The following is a 16088-nucleotide window of genomic DNA, read 5'->3' as shown; positions in this document are numbered from 1 at the left end:
TCGGACGCAGTCATCCGTAACCGACAGTGGACAACAACAATAATCACTGTGGCCCACCCATAGGGCCGAGGACATTGCACATGTCAGACTCAATTGCACAACAGGCTGTTTCTGCCAAGGGAACAACCGGCCGTGAAGAACGAAAGATCATTTTTGCGTCATCCCTCGGGACGGTTTTCGAGTGGTATGACTTTTTCTTGTATGGCGCTTTGGCGACCGTTCTCAGCAAGCAGTTCTTTGCCGGAGTCAACGACACCACCGCGTTCATCTTTGCCTTGATGGCCTTCGCTGCCGGTTTTTTGGTGAGACCATTCGGAGCACTGGTATTTGGCCGGTTGGGCGACATGATCGGGCGTAAATACACCTTCCTCATGACCATCATTCTGATGGGTTTATCAACCTTTGCCGTGGGGCTGCTACCCACTTACACCAGCATCGGGATTGCCGCGCCGATCATGCTCGTGCTGTTACGCATGCTCCAGGGGCTGGCGCTGGGCGGTGAATACGGTGGCGCGGCGACCTATGTGGCGGAGCACGCCGCGCCCGGCAAGCGCGGTTTCAACACCAGCTGGATTCAATCCACGGCCACGTTGGGGTTGTTGCTGTCGTTGGTGGTGGTACTGAGCTGCCGCTATCTGACCGGTGACCAGTTTGAAGTCTGGGGCTGGCGCCTGCCGTTCCTGCTGTCCATCGTGCTGCTGGGCATCTCGACCTGGATTCGCATGAGCATGCATGAGTCGCCGGCGTTCGTGAAAATGAAGGCCGAAGGCAAAACCAGTAAATCGCCGATCCGTGAGTCGTTCGGTAAGTGGGAAAACCTCAAGATCGTGCTGATTGCGCTGTTCGGTATCAACGCCGGCCAGGCCGTGACCTTCTATACAGCGCAGTTCTATGTCCTGTTCTTCCTGACCCAGATGCTCAAGATGGACCCGGCCCAGGCCAACATGTTGCTCATCATCAGTGTGGTGATTGGCGCTCCGTTCTTTATCTTCTTCGGCTGGCTCTCGGACCGTGTAGGCCGCAAGCCAATCCTGATGCTCGGGTTGTTGCTGGCTACGGTGCTGTACTTCCCGCTGTTCAAGGGCCTGAGCCACTATGCCAACCCGCAAATCGATGCCGCCAGCCGTCAGTCGCCAATTGTGGTAATGGCTGACCCTGCGACCTGTACCTTCCAGTTCGACCCTGTGGGCAAAGCGCGGTTTGACAGCCCGTGTGACAAGGTCAAGACCTTCCTGGTCAAGCAAGGCTTGCCTTACAGCTCGCAGGCCGCTGCGCCCGGCACTGATGTGCAGGTGTCGGTAGGTGACAAACAGATCAAAGGCTTTGATGAAGCGGCCATGCGCGGCGCTATCAGCGAAGCGGGTTACCCCGCCAAGGCTGACCCGAGTGCGGTCAACCAGCCGATGGTGGTGCTGATGATGGTCCTGCTGACACTCATCGCAACCATGACCTACGGCCCACTGGCTGCGGTGATGGTTGAACTGTTTCCGACCCGGATCCGCTACACCTCCATGTCTCTGCCGTATCACATTGGCAATGGCTGGTTCGGCGGGTTTTTGCCCACCGTATCCTTTGCGCTGGTGGTCTACACCGGGGATATCTTCTACGGGCTGTGGTATCCGGTCGTGATCACCGGGGTCAGCCTGGTGGTAGGCATGCTCTGCCTGAAGGAAACCCGAAACGTGGATATCGACAAGATATAAACGGCGATTACCCTGTAGGAGCAGCCGGTCGACGCCCGATTGCTCCTACACAGGACAGGTATTTTTCAGGCACAAAAAAACCGGCTAATCAGCCGGTTTTTTTAGTGCCTTGAAAAACTTATGCACGTTTTTCATAAAAAAGTCATACCTTGAAATAAGCATATAAATCATCAAGTTACGGCTGTTTTATGAAAGAAATACAAAACTTGTGCACAAGTTATCCACAATTTGACTGGTCTGCTGCGGCTTCAATCGGCGCTGCCACAGGTGGCAGTGAACCCATTTCACGCTGAGTCTTCTCGTTCCAGGCCTGTACCCGGTCATTGAGCTCTGCAATCGCCCGTGGACCCGTGCCATTGGCGTACATCGGTTCGCCAATCACCAGCTCAATGGTGCCGGCTTTTTTCGCCCAGCCCGTCTTGGGCCAGTATTTGCCGGCATTGTGGGCAATCGGTAATACCGGCAAATCGGCGTTTACGGCCAGCGCGGTACCGCCTCGGGAAAACTTGCCCACCTGGCCGAATGGCACGCGGGTGCCTTCCGGAAAGATCAGCACCCAAATGTTGTCCTTGAGCAGCTCATCACCCTTCTTGGCGATGTGCTTGAGCGCAGCCTTGGGGTTGTCGCGGTCAATGGCGATCGGGCGCAGCATGGCCATGGCCCAGCCAAAGAACGGTACATACAGCAGCTCGCGCTTGAGTACCTGACTCAACGGCTGAAAGTAGGCCGAGAGAAAAAACGTTTCCCAGGTACTTTGATGGTTGGCCAGGATCACACAAGGTCGTTGCGGGATGTTTTCAGCACCCTTCACGTCCACGTGGATGTTAAGAAACACCCGGGTCAGCCACAGCGCACAGCGGCACCAGTACACGTTAATGAACCGGTAGCGCGCGCGGAACGGCAGGAACGGGGCGACAAAAAAGCTCAGTGAGCACCACAGCAGAGCGCTGGTGCCCAGCAGCAGGTAAAAGAAGAAGGTTCTGATGGCCTGCAGTATCGACATAGCGACTTTTACCATTGCGGATAAAGCACCGCTTAACCGGCCTGCACTCAAGTGCAGACGAATGTTTGAGGGGGCTTTATTTGTGGATAAGTTCTGCGGCAACTGCCGCCAGATCGTCAAATATTAGGGTATTGACCGGTAACTGTTTGGCCAAAGTAAGCAGGCCTTTTCCGGTCTTTACCAAAACTGGCTGAGAATCGACGGCTTGCGCGGCCTGCAAGTCACCCAAACTGTCGCCGACAAACCAACATTCGGCCAAATCAGCACCGTAATGCCCGGCAATGGTGTGCAACATGCCCGGTTTTGGCTTGCGGCAAGCGCAACCTTCGTCGGGGCCGTGAGGGCAATAAACAATGATGCCGACCTCACCACCCTGCTCGGTCACAAGCGCCCGTAAACGCTCATGCATGGCCTCCAGAGTAGCCACATCGTAGTAGCCGCGGGCAATGCCGGACTGGTTGGTCGCGACTGCGACGGTCCAGCCGGCCTTGCTCAACTGCGCAATGGCCTCGATCGCGCCGGGGAGCGGAATCCACTCCTCGACAGACTTGATGTAAGCGTCGGAGTCGTAATTGATCACTCCGTCCCGATCGAGAATCAGCAGTTTCAACAGCAAACCCCTTAGCCCAGCAGCGAAATATCGGCAACGCCGAGGAACAGACCGCGCAAGCGCGCCAGCAGTGCATAGCGGTTAGCCCGCACGCTCGGGTCTTCAGCGTTGACCATCACCGCTTCAAAGAACGCATCCACAGGCTCACGCAACGATGCCAGACGTGTCAGCGCTTCGTTGTACTGGCGAGCAGCAGCCATTGGCTGAACGGCTTCGTCTGCCTTCTGGATGGCCGAGAACAGCGAGAACTCATTGGCATTATCGAAATAACGGGCTTCGACATGGGTCGACACCGTGCCTTCAATTTTGCTCAGCAAGTTGGATACGCGCTTGTTCACTGCGGCGAGGGCGGCGGCTTCCGGCAATTGACGGAAGGCCTGAACGGCTTGCACACGCTGGTCGAAATCCAGCGCCGAGGTCGGGTTTAGCGCACGCACCGACAGGTACGTGGCGACATCCACGCCTTCGTCTTCATAACGCGCACGCAGGCGGTCGAAGATGAATTCCAGCACTTGATCTGCCAGACCGGCCGGCTTGATCTTGGCGCCGAAGGCGCTGACAGCGAAGCTCACGGCTTCGGTCAGGTCGAGGTCGAGTTTCTTGTCGATCAGGATCCGCAAGATACCCAGCGCTGCGCGACGCAGTGCATACGGGTCTTTGCTGCCGGTAGGGAGCATTCCGATGCCGAAAATACCCACCAGGGTGTCGAGCTTGTCAGCGATGGCCACTGCAGCGCCGGTCAGGGTACCCGGCAACTCTGCGCCAGCACCGCGTGGCATGTACTGTTCGTTCAATGCCAGGGCGACATCTTGCGGCTCGCCATCGTTGAGGGCGTAGTAGTAACCGGCAATGCCTTGCATCTCCGGGAACTCGCCGACCATTTCAGTGGCCAGGTCGCACTTGGACAGCAGGCCGGCACGGGCGGCACGCTGGGCATCGCCACCAATGCGTGGAGCAATGAACGCTGCCAGCTTGGAAACCCGTACAGCTTTGTCGTAAACGCTGCCCAGTTGCGCCTGGAACACCACGTTTTGCAGACGCAGGTTGAAGCTTTCCAGGGTCTGCTTCTTGTCTTGCTTGAAGAAAAACTCAGCGTCGGTCAGGCGTGGGCGAACCACTTTCTCGTTACCCGAGACGATCTGCTGTGGGTCTTTGCTCTCGATGTTGGCCACAGTAATGAAACGCGGCAGCAACTTGCCATCAACGTCCAGCAGGCAGAAATACTTCTGGTTGTCCTGCATGGTGGTGATCAGGGCTTCTTGCGGCACATCCAGGAAGCGCTCTTCGAAGGAGCACACCAGCGGCACCGGCCATTCAACCAGCGCGGTCACTTCGTCGAGCAGGGATGGCGGCACGATTGCAGTGCCTTCCTGCATGGTTGCCAGCTCGGCCACACGCTTGGAAATCAGCTCGCGACGCTCGTTGAAGTCTGCCAGCACGTAGGCTTTGCGCAAGTCTTCGAGGTAGTTGGCCGGAGCGCTGATGCGCACATTTTCCGGGTGGTGGAAGCGGTGACCACGGGAGTCGCGACCTGATTTCTGAGCCAGGATGGTGCAGTCGATGACTTCATCGCCCAGCAACATCACCAGCCATTGGGTCGGACGCACGAACTCGACCTTGCGGGCACCCCAGCGCATGCGCTTGGGGATTGGCAGGTCGTTCAGCGAGTCTTCAACGATGGTCGGCAGCAGGCTGGCAGTCGGTTTGCCGACGATCACCTGGCTGAAACGCAGTTTTGGACCGCTCTGATCGATTTCGCTCAGCTCAACGCCACATTTCTTGGCAAAACCAAGGGCTGCCTGAGTCGGGTTGCCTTCAGCATCGAAGGCGGCCTGGCGCGGCGGGCCATCGATGTTGATGCTGCGATCCGGTTGCTGGGTTTCGAGCTGGGTCAGCAGGACGGCCAGACGACGCGGCGCGGCGTAAACTTTTTTTGCGCTGAATTTCAAACCTGCGGTTTGCAGGCCTTTTTCAATCCCGGCCAGAAATGCTTCGGCCAGGGTATTCAGGGCTTTTGGCGGCAGTTCTTCAGTGCCCAGTTCAACCAGAAAATCTTGAGCACTCATTGTGCAGCCTCCAACTTAGCCAACACTTCATCACGCAAATCAGGGGGTGCCATCGGGAAGCCCAGCTTGGCGCGAGCTTCGAGATACGCCTGAGCCACCGAGCGGGCCAGGGTCCGCACACGCAAGATGTACTGCTGCCGTGCAGTCACCGAAATGGCCCGGCGCGCATCCAGCAGGTTGAACGTGTGAGATGCCTTGAGCACCATCTCGTAGCTTGGCAGCGGCAGCGGTTGATCGAGTTCGATCAGGCGCTTGGCTTCGCTTTCATAGAAATCGAACAGCTCGAACAGTTTGTCGACGTTGGCGTGTTCGAAGTTGTAAGTCGATTGTTCGACTTCGTTCTGGTGGAACACGTCGCCGTAGGTCACCTTGCCGAACGGACCGTCAGTCCATACCAGGTCGTAGACCGAATCCACGCCCTGCAGGTACATCGCCAGACGCTCAAGGCCGTAGGTGATTTCGCCGGTTACCGGGTAGCACTCAATGCCGCCTACTTGCTGGAAGTAGGTGAACTGCGTGACTTCCATACCGTTGAGCCAGATTTCCCAGCCCAGACCCCAGGCGCCCAGTGTCGGCGATTCCCAGTTGTCTTCCACGAAACGGATGTCGTGCACCAGCGGATCCAGGCCGATGTGCTTCAGCGAGCCCAGGTACAGCTCCTGAAAGTTAGGCGGATTGGGCTTGAGAACTACCTGGAACTGGTAGTAATGCTGCAGACGGTTCGGGTTTTCGCCGTAGCGGCCGTCAGTCGGGCGACGACTGGGCTGCACATAAGCGGCGTTCCAGGTTTCCGGGCCCAGAGAGCGCAGAAACGTGGCGGTATGGAATGTGCCGGCGCCCACTTCCATATCGTAGGGCTGAAGCACCACACAACCTTGCTCGGCCCAGTATTGCTGGAGGGCGAGGATCAAGTCTTGGAAGGTACGCACTGCTGGCGTAGGCTGGCTCACAAATTCACCTGTTTCTTGGGCTGCGATTTAAAGAGCGGGAGTATACCCGATTCGGTCGCGCCTCCACCCCTTGGAGCCTATATGCCACGTTGTTTCTGGTGTCCAGAAGACCCGCTGTATGCGGCGTACCACGATCAAGAGTGGGGCGTGCCGTTGCGCGATGCGCATGGGCTGTTCGAGTTGTTATTGCTCGAAGGGTTCCAGGCCGGTTTGTCCTGGATCACTGTTCTGCGTAAACGCGAGCATTATCGCAAGGTCATGTTCGGCTTTGATGTGCAGCGGCTGGCAGCCATGACTGACGCCGAAATCGAGACGTTGATGCTCGATCCGGGGATCATCCGCAACCGCCTGAAGATCACCGGGGCAAGGCGTAATGCCCGGGCCTGGCTGGCGCTGGATAACCCGGTCGAATATTTGTGGTCGTTTGTGGGGGGCAAACCCAGGATCAACCACTTCACTGAACGCCACGAGTTTCCGGCCGTTACTCCGCAGGCAGAAGCCATGAGCAAAGGCTTGAAAAAAGCCGGCTTCACGTTCGTCGGACCGACCATTTGTTATGCCTTCATGCAGGCCAGTGGCATGGTGATGGATCACGCCACCCATTGCGACCGCTACGCTGAGCTGGCGAACGCCGGTTAGAATGCTGCCCGATACAGACCTGTAGGAGCGAGCTTGCTCGCGAGCCTTTGAAACCGCTCGCGAGCAAGCTCGCTCCTACAGAAAACGTTTTTTTAAAGAGAAAGCCCTGTGGAAAAGTTTAAAGGCGCCTTGCTGGTCGGGGCTCTACGGTTATTCGCCATGCTCCCGTGGAGCGCGGTTCAACGTGTCGGTTCTGCCATCGGCTGGCTGATGTGGAAACTGCCCAATCGCTCGCGCGACGTGGTGCGCATCAATCTGGCCAAATGCTTCCCCGAGATGGACCCGGTGGCCCGGGAGCAACTGGTGGGCCAAAGCCTCAAGGACATCGGTAAAAGCCTGACCGAGAGTGCCTGTGCATGGATTTGGCCGGCCCAGCGCTCGATTGATCTGGTACGTGAAGTCGAGGGTCTGGACGTGCTCAAGGAGGCCCTTGCCTCAGGTAAAGGCGTGGTCGGCATCACCAGTCACCTGGGCAACTGGGAAGTGCTCAACCACTTCTATTGCAGCCAGTGCAAACCGATCATTTTTTACCGCCCGCCCAAGCTCAAGGCGGTTGACGAACTGTTGCGCAAACAGCGCGTACAGCTGGGCAACCGCGTGGCGGCGTCGACCAAAGAAGGCATTTTGAGTGTCATCAAGGAAGTGCGCAAAGGTGGCCAGGTAGGCATTCCGGCCGACCCGGAGCCAGCCGAGTCGGCGGGTATTTTTGTGCCGTTTCTGGGCACCATGGCCCTGACCAGCAAGTTCGTGCCGAACATGCTGGCGGGTGGCAAGGCGGTGGGCGTATTCCTGCATGCATTGCGCCTGCCGGACGGTTCGGGCTTCAAGGTGATTCTGGAAGCGGCCCCCGAGGCCATGTACAGCACCGACACTGAAACGTCATGCGCAGCTATGAGCAAGGTAGTGGAAAAGTATGTGCGGGCTTATCCGAGCCAGTACATGTGGAGCATGAAACGCTTCAAAAAGCGTCCGCCAGGCGAGGCGCGCTGGTACTAGGGCGTTAGACCGCTGTATCTGTAGGAGCGAGCTTGCTCGCGAGCTGTGCGAAGGGCTCGCGAGCAAGCTCGCTCCTACGCAGATCAGTGGTGTTAAAGCTGTTTATCCAGCTTCTTCACAAACACGGTCATTTCTTTCTCGGCCTGTTTGTCACCATGGCCCCGGGCTGCCGCAAGCCCCTGTTCCCACGCCGTGCGCGCAGCATCGCGATCCCCCGCCGCCAGATGCGCCTTGCCCAGTAACTTCCAGGCTGCGGAATACTTGGGGTCGAACGCTACACAGCGCTGCAAATGCTCCGCCGCCCTGAGGTTATCCCCAAGGTCCAGATACCCCTTGCCCAGGCCGAAGCGCAGCAGAGAGTTATCCACACCCTTGGCCAGCATTTTTTCCAGTGATTCGAGCATCTCTGACTCCTTAGAAAAAACTCAGGCCCACGTGGAACAGTTTCTCCACGTCGCGGATATGCTTTTTATCCACAAGGAACAAAATCACGTGGTCCCCGGCGTTGATCACAGTGGCGTCGTGGGCAATCAGCACTTCTTCGTCGCGAATGATCGCGCCAATGGTGGTGCCCGGCGGCAGATGGATTTCTCCGATCCGGCGACCGATCACTTTGCTCGACTTCGAATCGCCGTGGGCAATCGCTTCGATGGCTTCCGCCGCACCCCGGCGCAATGAATGCACGCTGACAATGTCGCCCCGACGCACGTGGGCCAGCAAGGTACCGATGGTCGCCAGCTGCGGGCTGATGGCGATGTCGATTTCGCCCCCCTGGATCAAGTCCACATAGGCCGGGTTGTTGATGATGGTCATCACCTTCTTCGCGCCCAGGCGCTTGGCCAGCAGCGAGGACATGATGTTGGCCTCGTCATCGTTGGTCAGGGCCAGGAACAGGTCGGCATCCGCGATGTTCTCTTCAAGCATCAAGTCGCGGTCCGAGGCACTGCCCTGCAGGACCACGGTGCTGTCCAGGTTGTCCGACAGATAGCGGCAGCGTGCCGGATTCATTTCGATGATCTTGACCTGATAACGGCTTTCAATGGCCTCGGCCAGGCGCTCGCCGATCTGCCCGCCACCGGCGATGACAATGCGTTTATAGCTTTCATCGAGGCGGCGCATTTCGCTCATCACTGCCCGAATGTTGGCCTTGGCGGCGATGAAAAACACTTCATCGTCAGCTTCAATCACCGTATCGCCACGCGGAGTAATCGGCCTGTCACGTCGGAAAATGGCGGCTACCCGCGTATCCACATTCGGCATGTGCTCGCGTAGCTGGCGCAACTGCTGACCGATCAGAGGGCCGCCGTAGTAGGCCTTGACCGCCACCAGCTGGGCTTTGCCTTCGGCAAAATCGATAACCTGCAAAGCGCCGGGGTGTTCGATCAGACGCTTGATGTAGTTGGTGACCACTTGTTCGGGGCTGATCAACACGTCTACCGGGATCGCATCGTTATCGAACAGCTCGCCGCCGCGTGTCAGATAAGCCGCTTCACGCACGCGGGCTATTTTGGTCGGGGTGTGAAACAGGGTGTAGGCCACCTGGCACGCCACCATGTTGGTTTCGTCACTGTTGGTCACCGCCACCAGCATGTCAGCATCATCGGCACCGGCCTGACGTAGCACATTGGGCAGCGAGGCGCGGCCTTGCACAGTGCGAATGTCGAGACGATCGCCCAGGTCGCGCAGGCGGTCGCCGTCGGTGTCGACCACGGTAATGTCGTTGGCTTCGCTGGCCAGGTGCTCGGCCAGCGAGCCGCCGACCTGACCTGCGCCGAGGATGATGATTTTCATGCCGTCAGTCCCTTGTCGATTAGCCGCGGGCGGCTGCGATCTTGATCAATTTGGCGTAATAGAAGCCATCGTGTCCGCCTTCCTGGGCCAGTAACTGGCGCCCGTGGGGCTGCTTGATGCCGAACTGGCCGGCGATATCCAGCTCGCGGGCACCCGGTGTACGGGCGAGGAACGCCTCGATCACTTCGGTATTCTCGGTCGGCAACGTCGAGCAGGTGGCGTAGAGCAAGATGCCACCGACTTCCAGGGTTGGCCACATCGCGTCCAGCAATTCGCCTTGCAGCGTGGCGAGTGCGCCAATGTCGTCCGGCTGGCGGGTCAGCTTGATGTCCGGGTGACGACGAATCACCCCGGTCGCCGAGCACGGCGCATCGAGCAGAATGCGCTGGAAAGGCTTGCCGTCCCACCACGTGGCGGTGTCACGGCCATCGGCTGCAATCAGTTCGGCGCTCAGGCCCAGGCGCTCAAGGTTTTCGCGTACCCGTACCAGGCGTTTGGCTTCCAGATCGACCGCCACCACGCCGGCCAGTTTCGGCTCGACCTCAAGAATGTGGCAGGTCTTGCCGCCCGGGGCGCAACAGGCATCGAGCACCCGTTGGCCCGGCGCCAGGTCCAGCAGGTCGGCGGCCAGTTGCGCGGCTTCGTCCTGCACGCTGATCCAGCCTTCGGCAAAGCCCGGAAGATTGCGCACATCGCAGGGTTCAGCCAGCACGATGCCGTCCTGGCTGAATACGCAGGGCCGGGCTTCGATACCGCTCTCGACCAGCAGTTGCAGGTAGGCATCGCGGGTTTTATGGCGACGGTTGACCCGCAGAATCATCGGCGGATGAGCATTGTTGGCGGCGCAGATGGCTTCCCATTGTTCTGGCCAGAACGCTTTCAGGGATTTTTGCAGCCAGCGCGGGTGCGCGGTGCGCACTACCGGGTCGTGTTCCAGCTCGACCAGCAAGGCTTCGCTCTCGCGCTGTGCATTACGCAGCACCGCGTTGAGCAGGGCTTTGGCCCAGGGTTTTTTCAGCTTGTCAGCGCAGCCCACGGTTTCGCCAATGGCGGCGTGGGCCGGAATGCGGGTGTACAGCAGCTGATACAGACCCACCAGCAGCAACGCCTCGACATCAGCGTCGGCGGCCTTGAACGGTTTTTGCAGCAGCTTGTTGGCCAGCGCCGACAAACGTGGCTGCCAACGGGCGGTACCGAATGCCAGATCCTGGGTCAGGCCGCGATCACGTGCCTCAACCTTGTCCAGTTGCAGAGGCAACGAGCTGTTGAGCGATGCTTTGCCGTTCAGGACTGCAGTCAGTGCCTTGGCGGCGGCCAGACGAGGATTCATTGCGCGTTTTCCGTTTGACCGAGGGTGATGCCGACGGCGAATTTCTCACGGCGACTGTTGAAAAAATCGCTGAAGTTCAGCGCTTTGCCGCCGGGCAATTGCAGACGTGTCAGACACAACGCGCCCTCCCCGCAACCGACAATCAGGCCGTCTTTGCTGGCCGCAAGGATCTGCCCCGGGGCGCCTTGTGCGTCAGCAACAGTAGCGGCCAGCACTTTGAGTGCTTCGCCATTGAGGGTGCTGTGGCAAATCGGCCAGGGGTTGAAGGCACGAACCAGACGCTCAAGCTCAACCGCCGGGCGGTTCCAGTCGATGCGCGCTTCATCTTTATTCAGCTTGTGGGCGTAGGTGGCCAGGCTGTCGTCCTGCACTTCACCTTGTAGCGTGCCTGCCGCCAGGCCTGCAATCGCTTCAATTACCGCTGGCGGGCCGAGCTCGGCCAGACGGTCGTGCAGGCTGCCACCGGTGTCTTCGCCGGTGATCGGGGTCACGGCCTTGAGCAGCATCGGGCCGGTATCCAGACCCGCCTCCATGCGCATCACGGTCACGCCGCTTTCGCTATCGCCCGCCTCGATGGCGCGTTGAATCGGCGCGGCGCCGCGCCAGCGTGGCAACAAGGAAGCATGGCTGTTGATGCAACCCAGACGAGGAATATCCAGCACCACTTGCGGCAGGATCAGGCCGTATGCGACCACCACCAGCAAGTCGGGTTTGAGTGCAGCGAGATCGGCTTGTGCCTCGGGAGCACGCAGCGTGGGCGGCTGCATGACGACGATATTGTGTTCCAGCGCCAGCTGCTTGACCGGGCTTGGCATCAGCTTTTGCCCGCGCCCGGCCGGGCGATCCGGCTGGGTGTAGACCGCGACGATCTCGTAAGGGCTGTCGAGCAGCGCCTTAAGGTGTTCCGCGGCGAATTCCGGGGTGCCGGCAAAGACGATGCGCAGTGGCTCAGTCATGAATTACTCACTTGGAATGGGGGGGCAGGCAATTGCTACATTGCGTAGCAGCGGTCGAGTGACGCGAGGCAGCGTCCGGCTGCGCAGCAGTCGCAAACCATGGCACTCGGTGCTTCAGATTAACCGCGAGGGCCGTTTTACGAGGACTGCGTCCTCGAACGCAGCCTCGCGGAGCTCGACAGCTGCTACGCAGTAATAACGCCCTTAAAAATTGATCAAGCGTTCTGGCGGTGCAGTTTTTCCAGCTTCTTCTTGATCCGGTCACGCTTGAGCGTAGACAGATAATCGACGAACAGCTTGCCATTGAGGTGGTCGCATTCGTGCTGGATACACACGGCCAACAGGCCTTCGGCGATCATTTCGAAAGGTTTGCCGTCACGGTCCAGCGCCTTGATTTTTACGCGCTGGGGACGGTCAACGTTTTCGTAGTAGCCCGGTACCGAGAGGCAGCCTTCCTGATACTGGCCCATCTCATCGGTGAGCATTTCAATCTCGGGGTTGATCAACACCAGAGGTTCGCTGCGGTCTTCGCTCAGGTCCATGACGACGATGCGTTTATGCACGTTGACCTGAGTCGCGGCCAGACCAATGCCCGGCGCCTCGTACATGGTTTCAAACATGTCATCGATCAACTGACGGACTTCGTCGTCCACAACCGCCACGGGTTTGGCGATGGTGCGCAGACGCGAGTCTGGGAATTCGAGGATGTTTAAAATAGCCATAAGTTTGATTGATGCACTGTGTGAAAGATTCAAAAACGGTTGTCAGGTGGTCCTGAGGACTTCGGGCAACCTGTGCAAAACGTCTCCTTCAGAGAGAGCCCGCTCGGGCTCTGGCGTTTCACGCGAACGCACATAATAAAGGGATTCAGCAACGGATGAAACGACTAGCTGCCGGGCTGCCCGTGACAAGTCCGGGTCGCGGGGTGTCGCAGTTTGAAACCTATGTCCGCAGCCTCGGCCAGGCACTTGGCTAAGATTGGGTTTGTACACGTAATTTCAAGGGCCAAGCAGCCGCTCAGTCCGGCCTTTTGCAGGATTCTCCCAACAACTTGTCAACAGACTTATCCACAGGTTGTGCCCTTCTTGAAGGCGCTGAAACAGATCAAGGATGATCCCATGCCGCTGTCTGAAATATCCCCTGCAGAACTGGAAGCCCGCCTGCGTCTGCATCTATTGCCCGAGGTCGGGCCCCGGCGTTATTACACCCTGCTCAGTGCGTTCGGTTCGGCCAGCTCGGCGCTTGCTGCTCCCGCCAGTGCATGGTGCGCACTGGGGCTGCCGGCAGCCTGCGCCCAGGCCAGGCGCAGCCCGCCAGTCCGTGAGGGTGCCAGCGCTGCATTGCGCTGGCTTGAGGGCTCCAGCCACCATGTGTTGCTACATGGCCAGCCGGATTACCCGGCGTTATTGGCTGAGCTGGGCGATGCCCCGCCCTTGCTATTCGTGGCGGGAGACCCCTCCATTCTGGAAAAGCCGCAGTTGGCGATGGTCGGCAGCCGACGGGCCTCAAGGCCGGCTCTGGACACCGCCGCTGCCTTTTCCCGTTGCCTGGCCGGGGCCGGATTTGTGATAACCAGCGGGCTGGCAGTGGGTATCGATGGCGCGGCACATGAGGCGGCGCTGGGCATTGGCGGGCAGACCGTGGGTGTGCTTGGCACCGGTCTGCAAAAACTTTATCCACAGCGCCATCGTGCTCTGGCCGAGGCAATGATCGCCAGCGGCAGTGCAGTGGTTTCGGAGTTTCCTCTGGACGCCGGGCCGCAACCGGCCAACTTCCCGCGGCGCAACAGAATCATCAGCGGATTGTCACTGGGCGTCCTGGTGGTCGAGGCCAGCGTTGCCAGCGGTTCGCTGATCACCGCCCGGCTGGCTGCCGAACAGGGGCGCGAGGTCTACGCGATACCGGGCTCCATTCACCATCCGGGCTCACGAGGGTGTCATCAACTGATTCGTGATGGCGCCACGCTGGTTGAAACCGTCGAGCACATTCTTGAAGGTCTGCGTGGCTGGCGCTCGATGCCGGTATCCACAGCAGAACTGTTTACGCCAAGTTGTCATCCGTTAGTGCAATTGTTGCAGGCAGCGCCTCATACCAGCGAAGCCCTGGTCAGCGCCAGCGGTTGGGACCTGCCCCGACTATTGGCCGCGCTGACCGAACTGGAGCTGGAGGGGCATGTGGTGCTGGAGGGGGGGCGTTGGTTTGCTCGCGCCAGCTAAGTACACTGCGCACAGCACATATACGGAGACATTCAATGATCAGCACCTGGCGCGTCCAGCAAGCGGCAAGAGCCATTCGCGCAGGCGCGGTGATTGCCTATCCAACCGAAGCTGTATGGGGTTTGGGGTGTGACCCGTGGGACGAAGAAGCGGTAGAGCGTTTGCTGGCGATCAAGTCGCGACCTGTGGATAAAGGCCTGATTCTGGTGGCCGACAATATTCATCAGTTCGACTTTCTGTTCGAAGACTTCCCGCAGACATGGCTCGACCGCATGGCAAGTACCTGGCCGGGGCCCAATACCTGGCTGGTACCGCATCAAGGCTTGTTGCCGCAATGGATCACCGGTGTTCATGACACTGTGGCCCTGCGTGTGAGCGATCATCCGCAGGTGCGCGAATTGTGTTCGCTGGTGGGCCCGATTGTTTCGACATCGGCCAACCCGGCAGGATTGCCTGCAGCGCGCACGCGGCTGAAGGTTGAGCAGTACTTTCGCGGGCAGATCGACTACGTACTGGGCGGCAATCTGGGCGGGCGGAAAAATCCGAGCCTGATCCGTGATTTGGCGACCGGCAAGGTAGTACGCCCGTCCTGATAAACCTGTATCTGTACCTTTATCTGTACCTGTAGGAGCGAGCTTGCTCGCGAGCTCTGGGCGATTTCAAGGAGAAGCTCGCTCCTACAAAGGGGGGCTCGCTCCTACAGGAGTTGGGGGGGTATCAAGGCACCAGAATCGTTGATCCGGTCGTGCGGCGTGCCGACAACTCGGTCTGTGCTTTGGCCGCGTCACTCAGCGCAATACGCTGGCTGATGTCGATCCTGATTTTGCCGCTGCGGATCATCTCGAACAGCTCATCGGCCATCGCTTGCAGTTTTTCAGGGCTGTTGGCGTAGCTCGCCAGGGTTGGACGGGTCACGTAGAGCGAGCCCTTCTGCGACAAGATCCCCAGGTTCACCCCGGTCACCGCGCCCGACGCATTGCCAAAACTGACCATCAGGCCGCGTGGCGCCAGGCAATCGAGTGAGGTAAGCCAGGTGTCTTTGCCTACACCGTCGTACACCACTGGGCACTTTTTGCCGTCGGTCAGTTCCAGTACCCGGCTGGCCACGTCTTCATGGCTGTAGTCGATGGTTTCCCATGCGCCCAGGGCTTTGGCGTGAGCGGCTTTTTGCGCCGAGCTGACCGTGCCGATCAGCTTCACACCCAGTGCTTTTGCCCATTGGCAGGCAATTGAGCCAACGCCACCGGCGGCTGCGTGGAACAAAATGGTTTCACCGCTTTTGAGTTCGTACGTCTGGCGCAGCAAGTACTGGGTCGTCAGCCCTTTGAGCATTACCCCCGCGGCTTGCTCAAACGAAATGTCGTCGGGCAGCTTCACCACATTCGCAGCAGGCAATACATGCAAGTCGCTGTACGCGCCCAACGGGCCGGTGCCGTATGCCACACGATCGCCGACTTTAACGTTGCGCACTTCACTGCCGACCGCATCGACAATGCCTGCACCTTCATTGCCCAGCCCGGATGGCAGTTCAGGCAGCGGGTACAAGCCGCTTCTGTAGTAGGTATCAATGAACTTCAGGCCGATGGCATGGTTGTGCACGCGCACTTGCTGCGGGCCCGGCTCGGCGGGCTGGTAGTCGACATACTCAAGTACTTCCGGTCCGCCGTGGTTCCGAAACTGGATACGCTTAGCCATCTGCACTGTCCTTGCTCAATTGACGAGGCCACTATCCAACGCTTAAGCGTGACCTTCGTCAACTGCGGTGAAGCAGGGTGCGGTGTTATGCTAGCGGCCCTTTGCCGCCGGCCCCGCTCTGAACGAAGTGCCG

15 protein-coding genes are annotated in these 16088 nt (G+C 59.0%); 5 read left to right on the top strand and 10 right to left on the bottom strand.

The genetic code is table 11. From position 1 onward, the window contains the following. Positions 1–80 precede the first annotated feature (80 nt). Positions 81–1703 (top strand): MFS transporter, encoded by a 1623-nt coding sequence (locus ACP7BO_RS19945; protein WP_060696352.1) that lies wholly within the window; start codon positions 81–83, stop codon positions 1701–1703. 217 nt (positions 1704–1920) lie between these two features. Here the strand turns inward: ACP7BO_RS19945 and ACP7BO_RS19940 are convergent, their stop codons facing one another. From ACP7BO_RS19940 to glyQ, 4 genes are all read right to left on the bottom strand, one after another. Further along, the gene (locus tag ACP7BO_RS19940; RefSeq protein ID WP_397455320.1) at positions 1921–2706 is read right to left on the bottom strand and encodes a lysophospholipid acyltransferase family protein; all 786 of its coding nucleotides are present in this window, start codon (positions 2704–2706) and stop codon (positions 1921–1923) included. 76 nt (positions 2707–2782) lie between these two features. Beyond that, entirely contained in the window at positions 2783–3322 is a 540-nt protein-coding gene (gene gmhB / locus ACP7BO_RS19935) for a D-glycero-beta-D-manno-heptose 1,7-bisphosphate 7-phosphatase (protein WP_426212277.1), read from the bottom strand. A gap of 5 nt (positions 3323–3327) precedes the next feature. After that, entirely contained in the window at positions 3328–5382 is a 2055-nt protein-coding gene (gene glyS, locus ACP7BO_RS19930; RefSeq protein ID WP_426212275.1) for a glycine--tRNA ligase subunit beta, read from the bottom strand. Then, a complete protein-coding gene (gene glyQ, locus ACP7BO_RS19925) occupies positions 5379–6332 on the bottom strand; it encodes a glycine--tRNA ligase subunit alpha (RefSeq protein ID WP_003437964.1) in 954 nt (317 codons plus the stop codon). Before glyQ ends, glyS begins: the two co-directional genes overlap by 4 nt. An 81-nt stretch (positions 6333–6413) precedes the next feature. Between glyQ and ACP7BO_RS19920 the strand changes: the two genes are divergently transcribed. Next, on the top strand, positions 6414–6971 hold the full coding sequence (locus tag ACP7BO_RS19920; RefSeq protein WP_426212273.1) for a DNA-3-methyladenine glycosylase I: 558 nt from the start codon (positions 6414–6416) through the stop codon (positions 6969–6971). 108 nt (positions 6972–7079) lie between these two features. Continuing rightward, on the top strand, positions 7080–7967 hold the full coding sequence (locus ACP7BO_RS19915) for a lysophospholipid acyltransferase (RefSeq protein WP_397455324.1): 888 nt from the start codon (positions 7080–7082) through the stop codon (positions 7965–7967). A gap of 92 nt (positions 7968–8059) precedes the next feature. Here ACP7BO_RS19915 and ACP7BO_RS19910 read toward each other — a convergent pair whose 3' ends face one another. From ACP7BO_RS19910 to def, 5 genes are all read right to left on the bottom strand, one after another. After that, positions 8060–8371, bottom strand: a complete 312-nt coding sequence (locus ACP7BO_RS19910) for a tetratricopeptide repeat protein (protein ID WP_426212271.1) — start codon at positions 8369–8371, stop codon at positions 8060–8062. Positions 8372–8381: 10 nt separating this feature from the next. Further along, positions 8382–9758 (bottom strand): Trk system potassium transporter TrkA, encoded by a 1377-nt coding sequence (gene trkA, locus ACP7BO_RS19905; RefSeq protein WP_060696359.1) that lies wholly within the window; start codon positions 9756–9758, stop codon positions 8382–8384. A 19-nt stretch (positions 9759–9777) separates the two neighbouring features. Next, positions 9778–11088 (bottom strand): 16S rRNA (cytosine(967)-C(5))-methyltransferase RsmB, encoded by a 1311-nt coding sequence (gene rsmB / locus ACP7BO_RS19900; RefSeq protein ID WP_397455326.1) that lies wholly within the window; start codon positions 11086–11088, stop codon positions 9778–9780. Next, a complete protein-coding gene (fmt, locus tag ACP7BO_RS19895) occupies positions 11085–12044 on the bottom strand; it encodes a methionyl-tRNA formyltransferase (protein WP_426212269.1) in 960 nt (319 codons plus the stop codon). The genes rsmB and fmt overlap by 4 nt, the downstream gene beginning before the upstream one ends. Positions 12045–12259: 215 nt before the next feature. Beyond that, positions 12260–12766, bottom strand: a complete 507-nt coding sequence (gene def / locus ACP7BO_RS19890; RefSeq protein ID WP_060696362.1) for a peptide deformylase — start codon at positions 12764–12766, stop codon at positions 12260–12262. A 396-nt stretch (positions 12767–13162) separates the two neighbouring features. On the opposite strand from def, the gene dprA reads away from it, so the two are divergent. Together dprA and ACP7BO_RS19880 are read left to right on the top strand one after the other, a co-directional pair. Continuing rightward, positions 13163–14260: a DNA-processing protein DprA gene (gene dprA / locus ACP7BO_RS19885; protein ID WP_426212267.1), complete on the top strand. Its 1098-nt coding sequence runs from the start codon at positions 13163–13165 to the stop codon at positions 14258–14260. Between the two features lie 35 nt (positions 14261–14295). Beyond that, a complete protein-coding gene (locus tag ACP7BO_RS19880; protein WP_060696364.1) occupies positions 14296–14853 on the top strand; it encodes an L-threonylcarbamoyladenylate synthase in 558 nt (185 codons plus the stop codon). Positions 14854–14977: 124 nt separating this feature from the next. Here ACP7BO_RS19880 and ACP7BO_RS19875 read toward each other — a convergent pair whose 3' ends face one another. Continuing rightward, positions 14978–15955, bottom strand: a complete 978-nt coding sequence (locus ACP7BO_RS19875) for an NADPH:quinone reductase (protein ID WP_426212264.1) — start codon at positions 15953–15955, stop codon at positions 14978–14980. Positions 15956–16088: the final 133 nt, after the last annotated feature.

The sequence above is a fragment of the Pseudomonas sp. TWR2-1-1 genome (assembly GCF_049897045.1).
Taxonomy (GTDB): Bacteria; Pseudomonadota; Gammaproteobacteria; order Pseudomonadales; family Pseudomonadaceae; genus Aquipseudomonas; species Aquipseudomonas versuta.
Note: the sequence above shows the minus strand (reverse complement) of the source record. Positions and strands in the feature narration are given on the sequence as shown.

What these genes read in the sequence shown, in the direction of transcription:
- ACP7BO_RS19910 (WP_426212271.1), bottom strand. Translation starts at nt 8,371, where the DNA reads ATGCTCGAATCACTGGAAAAAATGCTGGCCAAGGGTGTGGATAACTCT.
- ACP7BO_RS19945 (WP_060696352.1), top strand. Translation starts at nt 81, where the DNA reads ATGTCAGACTCAATTGCACAACAGGCTGTTTCTGCCAAGGGAACAACC.
- ACP7BO_RS19940 (WP_397455320.1), bottom strand. Translation starts at nt 2,706, where the DNA reads ATGTCGATACTGCAGGCCATCAGAACCTTCTTCTTTTACCTGCTGCTG.
- ACP7BO_RS19880 (WP_060696364.1), top strand. Translation starts at nt 14,296, where the DNA reads ATGATCAGCACCTGGCGCGTCCAGCAAGCGGCAAGAGCCATTCGCGCA.
- fmt (WP_426212269.1), bottom strand. Translation starts at nt 12,044, where the DNA reads ATGACTGAGCCACTGCGCATCGTCTTTGCCGGCACCCCGGAATTCGCC.
- dprA (WP_426212267.1), top strand. Translation starts at nt 13,163, where the DNA reads ATGCCGCTGTCTGAAATATCCCCTGCAGAACTGGAAGCCCGCCTGCGT.
- ACP7BO_RS19875 (WP_426212264.1), bottom strand. Translation starts at nt 15,955, where the DNA reads ATGGCTAAGCGTATCCAGTTTCGGAACCACGGCGGACCGGAAGTACTT.
- def (WP_060696362.1), bottom strand. Translation starts at nt 12,766, where the DNA reads ATGGCTATTTTAAACATCCTCGAATTCCCAGACTCGCGTCTGCGCACC.
- glyS (WP_426212275.1), bottom strand. Translation starts at nt 5,382, where the DNA reads ATGAGTGCTCAAGATTTTCTGGTTGAACTGGGCACTGAAGAACTGCCG.
- rsmB (WP_397455326.1), bottom strand. Translation starts at nt 11,088, where the DNA reads ATGAATCCTCGTCTGGCCGCCGCCAAGGCACTGACTGCAGTCCTGAAC.
- ACP7BO_RS19920 (WP_426212273.1), top strand. Translation starts at nt 6,414, where the DNA reads ATGCCACGTTGTTTCTGGTGTCCAGAAGACCCGCTGTATGCGGCGTAC.
- trkA (WP_060696359.1), bottom strand. Translation starts at nt 9,758, where the DNA reads ATGAAAATCATCATCCTCGGCGCAGGTCAGGTCGGCGGCTCGCTGGCC.